Genomic DNA, 14,503 nt, shown 5'->3' with positions numbered 1-14,503 from the left:
CACCGTGACGATTTCCCCCTCCGAAGCGCTGACGCGCTGCATCGAACACCGCGAAATTTTCCACGACGAAATGCTGCACCTGATGCGCATGCTGATGCGCGGCGAGATGTCGCCGCAGATCGCCAGCGCGCTGTTGATGGGCCTGCGCGTCAAAAAGGAAACCGTGGGCGAGATCACCGCCGCGGCGCAGGTCATGCGCGAGTTCGCCACGCCCGTGGTCACGCCCAATCCGAACGACCTGCTGGACATGTGCGGCACGGGCGGCGACGGCAGCCACACGTTCAACATTTCCACAACTGCGATGTTCGTCGCAGCCGCGGCCGGCGTGCCGATCGCCAAGCACGGCAACCGCAGCGCCTCGTCGTCCAGCGGCAGCGCCGACGTGCTGGAGGCGCTGGGCGCCAACCTGGTGCTGACGCCCGAGCAGGTGGCCGAATGCATCCAGGAGACCGGCATCGGTTTCATGTTTGCGCCCGCCCACCACGGCGCGATGAAGAACGTGGCCGCCGTCCGCAAGGAACTGGCCGTGCGCACGATCTTCAACATCCTGGGTCCCCTGACCAACCCGGCCGGCGCCGCCAACCAGTTGATGGGCGTCTTCCACCCCGACCTCGTCGGCATCCAGGTGCGCGTGCTGGAACGCCTGGGCTCGCGCCACGTGCTGGTCGTGCACGGCAAGGACGGCATGGACGAGGCCTCGCTGGGCGGGGCCACGATGGTCGGCGAACTGAAGGACGGCGTGGTCCGCGAGTACGAGATTCATCCCGAGGACTACGGGCTATCCATGATGTCCAACAGGAGCATCAAGGTGTCCAATCGCGAGCAGTCGCGCGAGCTTGTCATAGAGGCGCTGGAGAATGTCGAAGGCGCGGCCAGAGACATCGTCGCCCTGAACGCCGGGCTCGCCATCTATGCCGGCAACAAAGCCGATTCCATTCCCGAAGCCTTAGCGCTAGCATTTGAACTAATTTCCACCGGCGCGGCGCGAGCCAAGCTGGAAGAATTCTGCGCATACACCCGGACATTCCAGAAATGAACGATATTCTCGCGAAGATCCTCGCCGTCAAGGCCGAGGAAGTCGCCGCCGCCCGCCAGATGCGCAGCGAAGCCGAAGTCCTGCGCGAAGCGCAGGCGCGCCAGGACGTGCGCGGCTTCGCCCAAGCCATCGAAGACAAGATCTCGCAAGGCAAGGCCGGCGTCATCGCTGAAATCAAGAAAGCCTCGCCCTCCAAGGGCGTCATCCGCGAGGGCTTTGCGCCCGCCGAAATCGCGGCCACCTACGCCGTGCACGGCGCGGCCTGCCTGTCCGTGCTGACCGACGTGCAGTTCTTCCAGGGTTCGCACGACCACCTGCGCCAGGCGCGGGCCGCGTGCGCGCTGCCGGTGCTGCGCAAGGACTTCGTGATCGATCCCTACCAGATCGTCGCCGCGCGCGCGATGGGCGCCGACTGCGTGCTGCTGATCGTGGCCGCGCTTACGCCCGCGCAACTGCGCGACTACGAAACGTTGGCGATCGAGCTGGGCATGGACGTGCTCGTCGAAGTGCACGACGCCAAGGAGCTGGAAGTGGCGCTCACGCTCAAGACGCCGCTGCTGGGCATCAACAACCGCAACCTGCGCACGTTCGAGACCAGCTTGCAAACCACGCTGGACCTGCTGCCGCGCATTCCCGCAGGCAAACGCGTCGTGACCGAAAGCGGCATCCTCAAGCCGGAAGACGTGAAGCTGATGCGCGAGCACAAGGTCGACGCGTTCCTGGTGGGCGAAGCTTTCATGCGCGCGAAGGATCCTGGCGCGGAACTGGCGCGTCTGATCGGGTGAACCCGCGGCGGCGGGCGGCGTTGCCGTCTTGCCGTGCCGGACGGCGCATGCGTCATGCGGCGCATCGCCAGACGAGGGATCGGCCAATCGGCTGATCCCTCGCTCATTTCTACTTCCAACGGCTATTTCGGCCGAGCCAATCCCCATGCAGCGCCGCGCCGGTACACCGTGCTGCGGTGCACGCCCAACGCGCGCGCCGCGCGGCTGACGCTGCCGCCGTGCTCGGCCAAGGCGGCCCGGATGGCGGCGTCCGTCATGGCGTGCAGATCGCCGGAGCCGCCGGCCGGCGCGAGCGTCGTTGTTGCGGTGCGCGATGCATCGACGCCCGGCGTCGCGATGCTCGACGTATCGATGCCCGACGTAGTAGCTCCCGACGTAGTAGCGCCCGACGTAGTAGCGCCCGACGTGTCGACGCCCGACGCGATGGCTTCGATCCTCGCGGCACTCGCTGCACCGCGCAATTCCGCCGGCAGCATGTCCGCATCCACCCTGCCCGCTGGTCCCGCCAGCACATGCAACGTGCGCAGCACCGACGCCAGTTGCCGGTAATTGCCGGGCCAGGAATATGCCGCAAGCACGGCTTCAATAGCGGGCGGCAGCGCGGGACCCGCGCCTTGCGCCGCCCACAGTTCGCGCAGCAATTCCAGGCGGTCCGCCCGCGCGCGCAGGGGCTCGAGCGTGACGGTGTATTCGGCAATCCGGAAGTACAGATCAGGACGCACCGGTGCGTCCGGGCCTTCGTGCGCCAGCGGCCGATGCGTGGCGCACACCAGGGTGAAGTCCACCGGCACGGGCCGCGCCGCGCCCAATGGCGAGACCTCGCGCGTCTGCAGCACACGCAGCAGCCGCGATTGCAGCAGCAGCGGCATGTCGCCGATCTCGTCCAGGAACAACACGCCGCCATGCGCCTGTCGCAACAGGCCCTTGCTGCCCTGGCGGCGCGCGCCGGTAAAGGCGCCGTCTTCGTAGCCGAACAGTTCCGATTCGATCAGGCTTTCGGGCAAGGCGGCGCAGTTCACCGCCACGAAGGGGCCGGCCGCGCGTTGGCCGCGCGCATGGATCTGACGCGCAAACACTTCCTTGCCCACGCCCGTTTCGCCCTGCAGCAGGATCGACACGCCGGCGTCCGCCAGATGCACGGCGCGCGCCAGCGCGCCCAGCGTCGCGGCATCGAAGCTGGGGGCTGGCGCCCTGGCCAGCGCGCCCGGCGCGCGCGACAGGGGCGCGGCGGGCGGTTGCGGTGCGCGCGTGCGCGGCATGCGCAGCCGCGCGTGATAGACCGCGCCTGTGCGTGTGTGCACCCTGCCCGTCGCGTCCGGGCATCGTTCGATGTCGCCGTCGAATACGTCCGCGTAGCGGTACACGCCCAGCGCGGTCGCCGCCAGCGCCAGCGCCTGCAGCGCGCGCCGGTTGGCGCCGATCAGCAGGTCGCCCTGGAAGGCCAGCAGCGCTTCGCCGGGCTGGCCGAGCCCGGCGGGGTCGGCATGCAGGCGCAGCACCGTGCAGGGTTCATAGGCGCTTTCGAACAACTGGTGCTCGATGCGGTCCACTGCCCCGCGCACCAGTGCCAGCACATCGGGGCGCACGTCGCGGGCCTGGCTGGAGAGATCAAGCACGCCGAGCGTGCGGCCTTCGCTGTCGGTGATGGGGACGGCCGCGCAGGTCAGGATGCGGTTGGGTTCGAAATAGTGTTCGGCGCCGTGCACGGCGATAGGCCGGCCTTCGACCAGCGCGGTGCCGATGGCGTTGGTGCCGGCGGCGGCTTCGTCCCACGGCGCGCCCGGCATCAGGGCCACGCGCGAGGCGCGATGCGCAAATCCCGTATCGCCGTCCGAGTCCAGCACCAGGCCCTGCGCGTCCGACAGGATGACGAGGTTGCCGCTGCCGCCGGCCTGGCGGCGTAGATAAGCGATGGCGGGTTCGGACAGGCGGCGCAGCGCTTCGTTGCGCTGCTGGGCTTCGCGCAGTTCGCCCTGCGTCATGAGATCGGCGCGGCGCACGCCACGCATGTCGAAGCCCAGGTCGGCGCAGCGGCGCCAGGAACGCAGGATGGGTTCGGCAACCATGCCGCCCGGCACCGCGCCCTGCTGGTTAAAGAGCAGGCGCGCCTGCGTCAGCGTCTGCCTACCGGAGTGAGAGGCCATGTATGTCTCCTGGGACCGGCGTTCTGCGACGCCTGTGCTGCGACACCCGTTGCGCGACACCTGTTGCGCGACACCGTCGCGGATTGCGACATGGAACAAGCGAAAAACTACTTTCGCACGCGTGCGGCGGGCTGTCCAGCCGGGATGCCCCGACTGGCATGCGTTTTGCTTGATACCGGACAGGCAGCCCACTGCCACCATCCCAACAATACGGAGACAAGCATGGATATCGCGACCCGCGTTACCCCGGAGACCTACGGCACCCGCCTGGACCTCAGGACGCAGTATGACAATTTCATCGACGGCAAGTGGCAGTCGCCCGCGGATGGCGAATACTTCGACAACGTCACGCCGGTTACAGGCCAGACCCTGAGCCGCAACGCGCGCTCGAAGGAGCGCGACATCGAATTGGCGCTGGACGCCGCGCATCGCGCCGCGCCTAAATGGGGTTCGACCCCGGCCGCCGAACGCGCCCGCATGCTGATGAAGATTGCGGACGTGATGGAAGCCAACCTGGAACGCCTGGCCACGGCGGAAACCTGGGACAACGGCAAGCCCATCCGCGAGGCCCGCGCTGCCGACATTCCGCTGGCCATCGACCACTTCCGCTATTTCGCGTCGTGCATCCGCAGCCAGGAAGGCGGGCTGTCCGAGATCGATCACGACACGGTGGCCTACCACTTCAATGAACCGCTGGGCGTGGTCGGCCAGATCATCCCGTGGAACTTCCCCATTCTGATGGCTGCGTGGAAGCTCGCGCCCGCGCTGGCCGCCGGCAATTGCGTGGTGCTGAAACCGGCAGAGCAGACGCCGCTGGGCATTCTGCTGCTGATGGAACTGATCGGCGACATCCTGCCGCCGGGCGTCGTCAACGTGGTGACCGGCTTCGGGCTGGAAGCCGGCAAGCCCTTGGCATCGAGCAAGCGCATTGCCAAGATCGCGTTCACCGGTGAAACCACCACCGGGCGGCTGATCATGCAGTACGCGTCGCAGAACATCATCCCGGTCACGCTGGAACTGGGCGGCAAGTCGCCCAACATCTTCTTTGCGGATGTGGCCGCGCAGGACGACGATTTCCTGGACAAGGCCGTCGAGGGCTTCGTCATGTTCGCGCTGAACCAGGGCGAGGTGTGCACGTGCCCCAGCCGCGCACTGATCCAGGAATCGCTCTACGACAAGTTCATGGAACGCGCCCTGAAACGCGTGGCCGAGATCAAGCAGGGCAACCCGCTGGACGCCGACACCATGCTGGGCGCGCAGGCTTCCACCGAGCAGCTGGAAAAGATCCTGTCCTACCTGGACATCGGCAAGCAGGAAGGCGCCGACGTGCTGGCGGGCGGCTCGCGTGCGCAGATGCAGGGCGGGCTGGAAGGCGGCTACTACGTGCAGCCCACCGTGTTCAAGGGCCACAACAAGATGCGCGTGTTCCAGGAAGAAATCTTCGGGCCGGTCGTGGCGGTCACCACGTTCAAGGATGCGGATGATGCGCTGGCGCTGGCCAACGACACGCTGTACGGCCTGGGCGCCGGCGTGTGGTCGCGCGACGCCAACACGTGCTACCGGATGGGCCGCGCGATCAAGGCGGGTCGCGTGTGGACCAACTGCTATCACGCCTATCCCGCGCACGCGGCATTCGGCGGCTACAAGCAATCGGGCATCGGACGTGAGAACCACAAGATGATGCTCAACCATTACCAGCAGACGAAGAACCTGCTGGTGAGCTATTCGCCGAAGAAGTTGGGGTTCTTCTGATCCGTCTGGCTTGATCCCTTCAACCCAAGCCGCTTGCGCGGCCAACCTGCGCGCCGGGTCCGCCCGGCGCGCTTGCAGAGGAATCCCGTCATGCCAGAGCACACGCCACGCGTGGTTGCGACCGACGAGGCGCGCCAGCTGATCGACACCTTGCGCACCAAGCACGGGCCGCTGATGTTTCACCAGTCCGGGGGCTGCTGCGACGGCAGCTCGCCCATGTGTTATCCCCAGGGCGAGTTCATGGTGGGCGGCTCGGATGTGCTGTTGGGCGATCTGGAAGGCTGCCCGTTCTGGATCGGTGAAGACCAGTTCGCTTACTGGGAACACACCCAGCTCGTCATCGACGCCGTGCCCGGCCGCGGCGGCGCGTTTTCGCTGGACAGCGCGGAGGGCAAGCGGTTTCTGCTGCGGTCGCGGCTGTACTCGGATGAAGAGTGGGCGAACGTCGGGCCGGTGACGAAGGGATAACGCGCCTTACCCGCGCTTGCCGTGGCCGCCGCCCTTGGACAAGGTCTCGTCCTGAAGGCCGGCGCGTTCGGCCTGTTTCCACTGGAAGGACACCCGCCGAATGCGGGCGGCGCGGAATTGCGTGAACGAACGGCCGCCCGGCATGGGCGCACCGCGATAGGCGCTGCTTGCGTTTTTCATTGCTGATGATGCGTTGACGAGAAATCTTGCGAAGGATGATTGGGCGGAGCGGCTGACGACGTGCAGCCGTCGCCGTGCGGCCGGCCAGGTGCGGCCGGCTAGTTGCGGCCGGCGAGGTGCGGCGGCGGGCCAGGCGCGGCTATCTACACGCCCGCATGCGGAGACCACGCGCTGGCCGGCGCTTTGCGGCGCGTCCACGCCAGTGCGTCTTCCAAACGGTCGTTGCCCCAGAACATTTCCCCCTCCACGAAAAGCGTCGGTGCGCCGAAGATGCCCAGGTCGCGCGCACGGTCGACCTGCTTGCGCAGCGCCTCCTTGGCGCTTTCCGTCTTGGCCCGGGCGATGAGCGCATCGGCATCCAGCGACAGGCCAATGAGCAGATCGCGCACGACGTCTTCGGACTGAATGTCCAGGTCGTGCTGGAAATTCGCGCGGAACACCGCGACGCAGAAATCGCGTCCCCAGGGTTCATCCTGGCCCAGCAGCGCAATGCGCGCCGGCAGCACGCTCATGCGCGGAAAGAGGCGCGGGCGGTTGTAGACCACGCCGTACTTCTCGGCCAGGCGGGCGATGTCGCGCATCATGTACGCGCCCTTGCCGGGAAACAGCCGGAACGGCGTGTCGTTCCAGCCCTGCGCCTGGAAGATCGGCCCCAGCAGAAACGGCCGCAAATCCACCTTGACCTCGGCCTCGCGCGCAAGACGGTCGATGCGCTCGATCGCCAGATAGCTGTACGGGCTGGCGAAGTCGAACCACATTTCGATGCGGGGCGTATCGGGCAAGGACGCGGTCATGTCTGGAACTCCGGTTGGCCTGCACAGCGGGGCGTGGCGCTGGCGCGCTGCGCCTGACCGCCCTGCGAAAGTAGCGCGACCTGCGCATCCGGCAGGCCGCTGAGGACGACGTCGCGATCGCTGTGCACGGTCAGGGATTCGCCCGCTTGCAGCACGCTGTCATCGAAGCGGCGGTACTCGGAGACCCACACGGCGCCAGCGTGACACTCGATGCGGACGCCCGAGGCGCGCTTGAGCAGCATAGTCGAGCCGCCGCCCAAACGGAATGACATGCCTGCGGTGCAACATAACTGGAACATGGCCCCCCTCCCGGCCGCAGCAGCGGCGATCACGGCGGGTGACCACGACCTGGTCCCGGTCACCCAACGTCTGAGTCATATTGGACGCCCGCGGCGTACTATTGCTCAAGCGACTTTTCCGCTCGACACGCATGAGTTTCACGAATGCCATATCCGCTAGCGAAACTACCTCCGCTTGATCTGGTTCGCGGCTTTGTCGCCGTCGGCCGCCGCATGAGCATCACGCTTGCCGCGCAGGATCTGCATGTCACGCAGTCCGCCGTCAGCCGCCAGATCCGCGCGCTGGAAGCCCATCTGGGAGTGCCGTTGCTGGTGCGCGGGTTTCGTAGCGTGACGTTCACCTCTGAAGGCGCGCAGCTTTTCCGGATGGCCGATGTATGGCTCAGTCAGCTCGGCGACCTGACCGAACAACTGCGCGCCCCCGAGCGGCGCACGCCTGTCACCGTCACCACCACCATCGGCGTGGCCTCGTTGTGGCTGCTGCCCCGGCTGGGCGATTTTCAGGCGGCGCATCCCGACATCGACGTGCGCGTGGCCGCCGACAACCGGCTGATCGACATCGACCGCGAAGCCGTCGACATCGCCATCCGCTACAGCGAGCGCAACACGGTCTCAGATGGCGCCGTGTGGCTCTTTGGCGAGTCGGTAGTGCCCGTGGCCCATCCGTCGCTCAACGCGCGCGAACTGGATGCGCGCGAGTTGCAGCGCCATGTGCTGCTGGAATTCGACGATCCCACGCGGCCCTGGCTGCAATGGTCGGAATGGCTCAACGCGCGCGGCCTGGGGCGTGTGCGCCCGAAAGGCATGCTGCGCTTCAACCAGTACGACCAGATCGTGCATGCCGCGCTGGCCGGCCACGGCATCGCGCTGGGACGGCTGGCGTTGATTGCGCCCATGCTCGCGGACCGGCGGTTGGCCCTCGTTGGCAGCCCCGCGGCCAGCGCCACCGAACACGCCTACTGGCTGGTGCGTAACGCGCGGCGCAGCACGCCGGATGCCGACGTCGTCACGCAGTGGCTGGTGGATCAGGCGGCGGCGACGGCGCGGGATTTGACGGGTTGAGCGGACGTCGCCGCGGCGAACGGCGCGGCGGGCGCGCGCAGGGGCGAACGCGGGTGGCACAGCAGCCGCCCATGCCCTGGTTACCAGACCGGCGACCACCAGACCGCTCGGGTGCAGCCCGCCGTGCCCTGTGTAGCTTGCCGGTCAGTCCACCACGACTTGCGCCGGACCCGCTGCCATCTCGCCGATCACGGCGGCCTGGCCGAAGCCCTGTTCGTGGAAGATCTTGAGCACCGCATCCGCGGCTTCCGGTGCGCACGACACCAGCAGGCCACCCGAGGTCTGCGGATCCGTCAGCAAAGCACGCTGGGTGTCCGACACCCCGGCGCCCAGACGCACCGATTCGCCGTACGACGTCCAGTTGCGGCCGGACGCGCCCGTGATCACGCCGTCGGCGGCAAACGCTTGCACACCCGGCAGCCAGGGCAACGCATCCAGCCGCACGCGAGCCGTGAGCTTGGCGCCGCGCGCCATCTCCAGCGCATGGCCCAGCAGGCCAAAGCCCGTCACGTCCGTGATCGCGTGCACGCCGTCCAGCGCGGCCAGCGCGGGGCCGGGACGATTCAGCCGCGTCGTCGTGTCGATCATCACGCGATAACCGTCCACGTCCAACAGGTTCTTTTTCAGCGCCGCCGACAGGATGCCCACGCCCAGGCCCTTGCCCAGGATCAGCACGTCGCCGGCGCGCGCATCCGCGTTGCGCTTGATGCGGTCCGGATGCACCAGCCCCATCGCGGCCAGGCCATAGATGGGTTCGACCGAATCAATGCTGTGGCCGCCCGCCACCGGAATGCCCGCGTCGGCACAGACCGATTCGCCGCCCTTCAAAATCTGGGCAATCACGTCGTGCGGCAGCACATTGATCGGCATGCCGACGATCGCCAGCGCCATGATCGGCGTGCCGCCCATGGCGTACACATCCGACAGCGCGTTCGTCGCGGCGATGCGGCCGAAGTCGAAGGGATCGTCCACGATGGGCATGAAGAAGTCCGTGGTGGCGATAAGTGCCTGCTCGTCGTTCAGCCGGTACACCGCCGCATCATCCGCGGTTTCCGTGCCCACCAGCAGGTTTGGATAGCTGGCGGCGGGGCCAAACCGCGCTAGCAGCGCCGACAGTACACCCGGCGCAATCTTGCAGCCGCAGCCGCCGCCATGCGATAGGGAAGTCAAGCGCGGCGCGTTAGTGGACGCAACATCCTGGGTCATCTCAGTCTCCGTGAGTCAGTCGGAAAAAGGATAGCACCGGCCCGGTGAATGGCCCTATGATCGAACGCAGCCAGGCCCTCGCCATTGAACGCTCGCTTGCAGGAGTCCGCCTTGATCAGCCGCCGCCGCCTTCTGCAAACCGGTTTGACGCTCGCGGCGCTGCCCGCGTGGGCCGGCGCCGCGAACAATGCGGCAAGCAACGCCGCGGCTGGCGTCGGAAAAGGCCCGGCAAATGGCGCCCAGAATGGCAGCCCGAACGGCACTCCCAGTGCCGCCCAGAATGCCGCCCAGAATGCAGCCCAGACAGCCGACGCATTGAAAGCCGCCACCGGCCCCAACTGGGCGCCATGGACCGGCCCGGCCTTGCCGCTCGTCCTGCCCGACCTCGGCGGGCGCGAGCAAAAGCTTTCTGCTTGGCGCGGCAGCGTCGTCATCGTCAGCTTCTGGGCCACCTGGTGTGAGCCGTGCCGCGACGAACTCCCCGTTCTGTCCACCATGGCCAAGCGCCATCGCGAAGAAGGCCTGCGCCTTGTCGCCGTCAACGTCGGCGAAGCGCCCGCCAAGATCTCCGCCTTCTTGAAAAAGACCCCCATCAACGGCACGGTCCTGCACGACCGCAACAGCGCCGCATCGAAGAAGTGGGAAGCCGCCGCGCTGCCCGCCAACTACCTCGTCGACCGCGCCGGCACGATCCGGTTCTGGCATCTGGGTGAACTGAACTGGAAGTCGCACGAGATAGGCGGCGTGGTGACGCGCATGCTGCGCAGTTGATGGAGAGCCCCCCATTTGCGCCGGGGCGCAGCTACGCACTGCGACGGACATCTCGTAAGGGCGTCAGACACCTGCATCGGGGTATGCCGGCACTTGGTCCGGCATCCACACCCCGACGACCGCCCGATCAGCCCCTAAAAGAGCCCGTGGTGGCGCGGGGTTCGCGTTGCGGGCCGTTTAGATGGTGCCCGGCGGAATCCGAAGGGAGCCGAAGGCGGACGAGGATGAGCACGGGGAAGTCCGGAGCGAAGGCTCCGGACCGCCATCGGAGGCCCGCAACGCGAACCCCGCGACGCCGCGGGCGGCAGAAGAACACAAACCGACAGCCCGGTGTCAGACACCCGGACACGACCCAGTATCAGCCCCGGTGTCAAACACCCGGACACGACGCAGTATCACGACGACTATCTCGCACGGGAATCACACACCTGCGTGGGGAGCGGCAGAAGAACCCGAATGGCGGAAGGCAGCAGGAGTCGAACCTACCTGGGAACGTCTGACGCCCCCAACCGGGTTTGAAGCCCGGCCGTGCCGCCGGGCACGAATGCCTTCCGTGGCGGACCGCCTATGATACCGGCTCGGCGGGCGGCTGCATCGCCGCGTACGCGCTTTCGCCGCGCAGCACATGCGTATCCCGCACCCGCCGCGTGTAGCCCACGCGATCGAAGAACTCCAGGATCTGGATCGCCCGCTTGCGACCCAGGCCCGTCGCGTCCCGGAAAACCGCGGCATTCAAGCCCGGCGGCTGCGCGGCCAGGTCTGCTGCCAGCGCCGCCAGCTTGCGTACCTGATCGCGGTGATAGAACAGATCCTTCACTACCTGCGCCACCTCGCCACGCCGCAGCAGCTTGCGCAGCAATTGGCGCACGGCGTCCTCGGGCTGCGCCTGCAGCTTCGCCAGGTCGCGCACCCACGGCGGATCGAACGCGCCCGCGTCCAGCAGCGGCAACAGACGCGCCGCCAGCGCGGATTCGGCCGCTCCCAGCGTCGCAGTGTGCGTAGGCAGATGCAGCCAGGGACCATTGCGCGCGATATGGCCGTCGCGCTGCAGTTCGTCTAGCAGCGATGTCCAAAGCGTGTCGGACATCGCAGGAAACGCCATGCGCCGCAGCCGCGCGCTGTCCGGACCGGGTTCGTCGGGCGCGCTTTGGTGGAACGACGCCAGCGCCTGCTCGGTCCGATCGCGCAGCGCCTTCCAATGCGCGTCCAGGATCAGCGTGCGCGCGCCCTGCGCATTGCGCGGCTCGATCCACACCGCACCTTCGGGCGCCGCGATGTCGCTGACCGGCAGGCCCGTCAGACGCTGCAACGCCGCTTCGTCCAGGCCCTGCGGCGCATGCGCCAGCACCGGTTGCAGGCCGCCGCCATCCAGCATGTCGGTCAGCGCCTGCAGGCCCGCCAGCCGCGACGCCGACCGGCGCTTGCGGTCCGGCGCATTGGGATCCAGCACCCGGCCGCCGCCCACCGTGCGCGTCGCCTGTGCGTTGCGCACGATGTAGCGGTCGCCCGGCATCGCGCAGACGGGTTCGTCGAACACCAGTTGCACCCATCCCGACTGGCCCGGCGACAGCGACTCGGCGCTGATCGGCACCACGTGCGCCACATGGCGCGCCGCGCCGATGTGCACGTGCAGCGGCGCCCACGCCCGCACCGGCGCATCCGCGGACGGCAGCAGCGTCAGCGCCACATCCACGTGCTTCGAGGGCAGAAAGCAGCGCGCGTCCGCGATCCAGTCACCTCGCGAGATGGCGTTCTTGTCGATGCCCGCCAGGTTCAACGCGCACCGCTGGCCAGCCGAGCCCGTCTCGCTGGGCTGGTTCTGCGCGTGGATGCCGCGCACGCGAACGCGTGTATTGGCCGGCATCAGGCGCAGATCGGTCGCGTCGTCGTCCGCGCGGACCTGGCCGGCGTGCGCCGTGCCGGTGACGACCGTGCCGTGCCCGGACAAGGTGAACACGCGATCCACCGCCAGCCGGAAGAGGCCCGTGGCCTCGGGCCGCGACAGGGCCTGCGCCTGCGCGTGCAAATAGTCTTTCAGCGCCGCCACGCCGGGATCGCCGGCTTGCCCCGCCTCGGCACGTGCTTCGGCGTGGGATGTTTGGCTCCCGTGAGCCATCTGCGTCGCACTCGTGCCGAACACCGGCGCGCCTTGCAGGAACGTCCCTTCCGTCAACGCCGCGATCTCGCCGCGCACGGCTTCCAGTTGTGCCGCATCCGCGCGATCCGTCTTGGTCAGCGCCACCGCGCCGCGCGCCACGCCCAGCATCGACAGGATGGCCAGATGCTCGCGCGTCTGCGGCATGACGCCGTCGTCCGCCGCCACCACCAGCAAGCCGAAATCGATCCCGCTGGCGCCGGCCGCCATCGTATGCACGAGCTTCTCGTGCCCCGGCACGTCGATGAAGCCCAGCACGTCGCCATTGGCGAGCGGCGTGTAGGCGTAGCCCAGTTCGATGGAAATGCCGCGCGCCTTTTCTTCCTTCAGCCGGTCCGTGTCCACGCCCGTCAGCGCGCGCACGAGCGTCGTCTTGCCGTGGTCGATATGCCCTGCGGTGCCAACGATCATGCCAGCGGCTCCGCCAGCTGCGCCGCAAAAGCGGCTTCGTCGCGGTCTTCCAGGCAGCGCAGGTCCAGCCACAACGCGTCATCCGCGATGCGGCCGATGACGGGCACCGGCAGCTTGCGCAACAGCGTCTCCAGCCGGTCCAGATGCCGCCCGGGGCGGCCGGTTCCCGCATGGCGCACGGCCAGTCCGTAACTGGGAAGCTGGTCGATGGGCAACGCGCCGCTGCCGATCTGGCTGAACATCGGCACCGCCTCGACCGCATAGCCCGGGCCTGCGGCATGCGCCAGCACGCCGCGCAGCCGTTCGGCCCGCGGCTGAATATCGCGCAGCGGACGGGTCAACAGGCGCAGCGTCGTCAGCCGCTGCGCCAGAAACTCGGGCGCGCGGTACAGCTGCAACACCGGCTCCAGCGCCGCCAGCGTCAGCTTGCTGACGCGCAGCGCGCGCTTGAGCGGGTTCTTCTTGATCTTGCGGATCAGGTCGGCGCGGCCCACCAACAAGCCGGCCTGCGGTCCGCCCAGCAGCTTGTCGCCGCTGAACGTGACCAGATCGGCGCCCGCAGCGATGGTCTCGCGCACGGTGTCTTCTTTCGGCAGCCCGAATTGCGTCAGGTCCACCAGCGTGCCGCTGCCAAGATCCACCGTGGCCGGCAGACCGCGCGCATGGGCCAGCGCCGCCACCTCGGCCACGCTCACGCTTTTGGTGAAGCCGGTCACCGCGTAGTTGCTGCAATGCACCTTCATCAGCATCGCGGTGCGCGGGCCGATGGCGTTTTCATAATCCGCCGCGTGCGTGCGGTTGGTGGTGCCGACTTCGACGAGCTTGGCGCCCGCGCGCTTCATGATGTCGGGGATGCGGAACGCGCCGCCGATCTCGACCAGTTCGCCGCGCGACACCACGACTTCGCGGCGATCCGCCAGGGCGTTGAGCATCAACAGCACGGCCGCGGCATTGTTGTTGACCACCGTGGCGGCCTCGGCGCCCGTCAGCTCGCACAGCAGATCGTCGATGAGGTCGTCGCGATCGCCGCGGCCACCGGTGTCCAGGTCGAACTCCAGGTTGGCGGGCGTGGTCAGCGCGCGCAGCACCGAGGCCACCGCTTCGTCGGGCAGCAGCGCGCGGCCCAGGTTGGTGTGCAGCACGGTGCCGGTCAGGTTGTAGACCGCGCGCAGACGGGGCCGCGCGGCCTCGTCCAGCGCGGCTGACGTGCGCGCCGCCACTGCGGCCGCGTCCAGCTCGTGACGCGGCACGCCGCCGTCCAGCGCGCGCTTGCGCAGCGCGTCCAGGTCACGGCGCAGGGCCGCCACTACCTGCGTGCGGCCGTGGGTTGCCAGCGCCGGCTGCAACGCGTCGGCATTCAGCAGGCGGTCCAGCGAAGGAATGTCGGACGCGGCGGCAAGGCCGGCGCCGGACAGTTGATCTGCCATGCGAGACTCCGTC

13 protein-coding genes and 1 tRNA gene are annotated in these 14,503 nt (G+C 68.0%); 6 read left to right on the top strand and 8 right to left on the bottom strand.

The window, feature by feature from the left end; translation table 11 throughout:
- Positions 1-4 precede the first annotated feature (4 nt).
- Both trpD and trpC read left to right on the top strand, forming a co-directional pair.
- Entirely contained in the window at positions 5-1,036 is a 1,032-nt protein-coding gene (gene trpD / locus AC6CIE_RS14705) for an anthranilate phosphoribosyltransferase (protein WP_056565041.1), read from the top strand.
- Entirely contained in the window at positions 1,033-1,821 is a 789-nt protein-coding gene (trpC, locus tag AC6CIE_RS14700; RefSeq protein WP_175123721.1) for an indole-3-glycerol phosphate synthase TrpC, read from the top strand. Before trpD ends, trpC begins: the two co-directional genes overlap by 4 nt.
- A 122-nt stretch (positions 1,822-1,943) precedes the next feature.
- On the opposite strand, the gene AC6CIE_RS14695 is transcribed toward trpC, so the two are convergent.
- Positions 1,944-3,965, bottom strand: a complete 2,022-nt coding sequence (locus AC6CIE_RS14695) for a sigma-54-dependent Fis family transcriptional regulator (RefSeq protein WP_498092646.1) — start codon at positions 3,963-3,965, stop codon at positions 1,944-1,946.
- Between the two features lie 222 nt (positions 3,966-4,187).
- Between AC6CIE_RS14695 and adh the strand changes: the two genes are divergently transcribed.
- Both adh and AC6CIE_RS14685 read left to right on the top strand, forming a co-directional pair.
- Positions 4,188-5,717 (top strand): aldehyde dehydrogenase, encoded by a 1,530-nt coding sequence (gene adh, locus AC6CIE_RS14690; RefSeq protein WP_175123722.1) that lies wholly within the window; start codon positions 4,188-4,190, stop codon positions 5,715-5,717.
- Between the two features lie 90 nt (positions 5,718-5,807).
- On the top strand, positions 5,808-6,185 hold the full coding sequence (locus tag AC6CIE_RS14685) for a DUF779 domain-containing protein (RefSeq protein WP_218342269.1): 378 nt from the start codon (positions 5,808-5,810) through the stop codon (positions 6,183-6,185).
- Positions 6,186-6,191: 6 nt separating this feature from the next.
- Here the strand turns inward: AC6CIE_RS14685 and AC6CIE_RS14680 are convergent, their stop codons facing one another.
- The 3 genes from AC6CIE_RS14680 to AC6CIE_RS14670 all read right to left on the bottom strand — a co-directional run bounded on the left by AC6CIE_RS14680 (position 6,192) and on the right by AC6CIE_RS14670 (position 7,431).
- Entirely contained in the window at positions 6,192-6,365 is a 174-nt protein-coding gene (locus AC6CIE_RS14680; protein WP_279975273.1) for a hypothetical protein, read from the bottom strand.
- Positions 6,366-6,508: 143 nt separating this feature from the next.
- Positions 6,509-7,159 (bottom strand): 2-hydroxychromene-2-carboxylate isomerase, encoded by a 651-nt coding sequence (locus AC6CIE_RS14675; protein WP_175139589.1) that lies wholly within the window; start codon positions 7,157-7,159, stop codon positions 6,509-6,511.
- A complete protein-coding gene (locus AC6CIE_RS14670; protein ID WP_498092644.1) occupies positions 7,156-7,431 on the bottom strand; it encodes a DUF2917 domain-containing protein in 276 nt (91 codons plus the stop codon). Before AC6CIE_RS14670 ends, AC6CIE_RS14675 begins: the two co-directional genes overlap by 4 nt.
- Before the next feature lie 171 nt (positions 7,432-7,602).
- Between AC6CIE_RS14670 and AC6CIE_RS14665 the strand changes: the two genes are divergently transcribed.
- Positions 7,603-8,520: a LysR substrate-binding domain-containing protein gene (locus AC6CIE_RS14665; protein WP_367351328.1), complete on the top strand. Its 918-nt coding sequence runs from the start codon at positions 7,603-7,605 to the stop codon at positions 8,518-8,520.
- 144 nt (positions 8,521-8,664) lie between these two features.
- Here the strand turns inward: AC6CIE_RS14665 and selD are convergent, their stop codons facing one another.
- Positions 8,665-9,726: a selenide, water dikinase SelD gene (gene selD / locus AC6CIE_RS14660; protein ID WP_218342274.1), complete on the bottom strand. Its 1,062-nt coding sequence runs from the start codon at positions 9,724-9,726 to the stop codon at positions 8,665-8,667.
- A gap of 111 nt (positions 9,727-9,837) precedes the next feature.
- On the opposite strand from selD, the gene AC6CIE_RS14655 reads away from it, so the two are divergent.
- Entirely contained in the window at positions 9,838-10,497 is a 660-nt protein-coding gene (locus tag AC6CIE_RS14655) for a TlpA disulfide reductase family protein (protein ID WP_343736818.1), read from the top strand.
- Positions 10,498-10,954: 457 nt separating this feature from the next.
- On the opposite strand, the gene AC6CIE_RS14650 is transcribed toward AC6CIE_RS14655, so the two are convergent.
- The 3 genes from AC6CIE_RS14650 to selA form a co-directional block, all read right to left on the bottom strand.
- Positions 10,955-11,050: transfer RNA gene (locus AC6CIE_RS14650), tRNA-Sec, on the bottom strand.
- A 12-nt stretch (positions 11,051-11,062) separates the two neighbouring features.
- Complete coding sequence (selB, locus tag AC6CIE_RS14645; RefSeq protein ID WP_498092641.1) at positions 11,063-13,063, bottom strand: selenocysteine-specific translation elongation factor; 2,001 nt, start codon at positions 13,061-13,063, stop codon at positions 11,063-11,065.
- A complete protein-coding gene (gene selA, locus AC6CIE_RS14640; RefSeq protein ID WP_498092639.1) occupies positions 13,060-14,490 on the bottom strand; it encodes an L-seryl-tRNA(Sec) selenium transferase in 1,431 nt (476 codons plus the stop codon). Before selA ends, selB begins: the two co-directional genes overlap by 4 nt.
- Positions 14,491-14,503: the final 13 nt, after the last annotated feature.

The sequence above is a fragment of the Achromobacter sp. GQ309 genome, from assembly GCF_059759315.1.
The sequence above is the reverse complement of the archived record's forward strand: the minus strand, read 5'-3'. Positions and strand labels throughout refer to the sequence as shown.

Bases quoted from the DNA above. Each gene is read 5' to 3' on its own strand.
- trpC (WP_175123721.1), top strand. From the start codon at position 1,033: ATGAACGATATTCTCGCGAAGATCCTCGCCGTCAAGGCCGAGGAAGTC.
- AC6CIE_RS14695 (WP_498092646.1), bottom strand. From the start codon at position 3,965: ATGGCCTCTCACTCCGGTAGGCAGACGCTGACGCAGGCGCGCCTGCTC.
- adh (WP_175123722.1), top strand. From the start codon at position 4,188: ATGGATATCGCGACCCGCGTTACCCCGGAGACCTACGGCACCCGCCTG.
- AC6CIE_RS14685 (WP_218342269.1), top strand. From the start codon at position 5,808: ATGCCAGAGCACACGCCACGCGTGGTTGCGACCGACGAGGCGCGCCAG.
- AC6CIE_RS14680 (WP_279975273.1), bottom strand. From the start codon at position 6,365: ATGAAAAACGCAAGCAGCGCCTATCGCGGTGCGCCCATGCCGGGCGGC.
- AC6CIE_RS14675 (WP_175139589.1), bottom strand. From the start codon at position 7,159: ATGACCGCGTCCTTGCCCGATACGCCCCGCATCGAAATGTGGTTCGAC.
- AC6CIE_RS14670 (WP_498092644.1), bottom strand. From the start codon at position 7,431: ATGTCATTCCGTTTGGGCGGCGGCTCGACTATGCTGCTCAAGCGCGCC.
- AC6CIE_RS14665 (WP_367351328.1), top strand. From the start codon at position 7,603: ATGCCATATCCGCTAGCGAAACTACCTCCGCTTGATCTGGTTCGCGGC.
- selD (WP_218342274.1), bottom strand. From the start codon at position 9,726: ATGACCCAGGATGTTGCGTCCACTAACGCGCCGCGCTTGACTTCCCTA.
- selB (WP_498092641.1), bottom strand. From the start codon at position 13,063: ATGATCGTTGGCACCGCAGGGCATATCGACCACGGCAAGACGACGCTC.
- selA (WP_498092639.1), bottom strand. From the start codon at position 14,490: ATGGCAGATCAACTGTCCGGCGCCGGCCTTGCCGCCGCGTCCGACATT.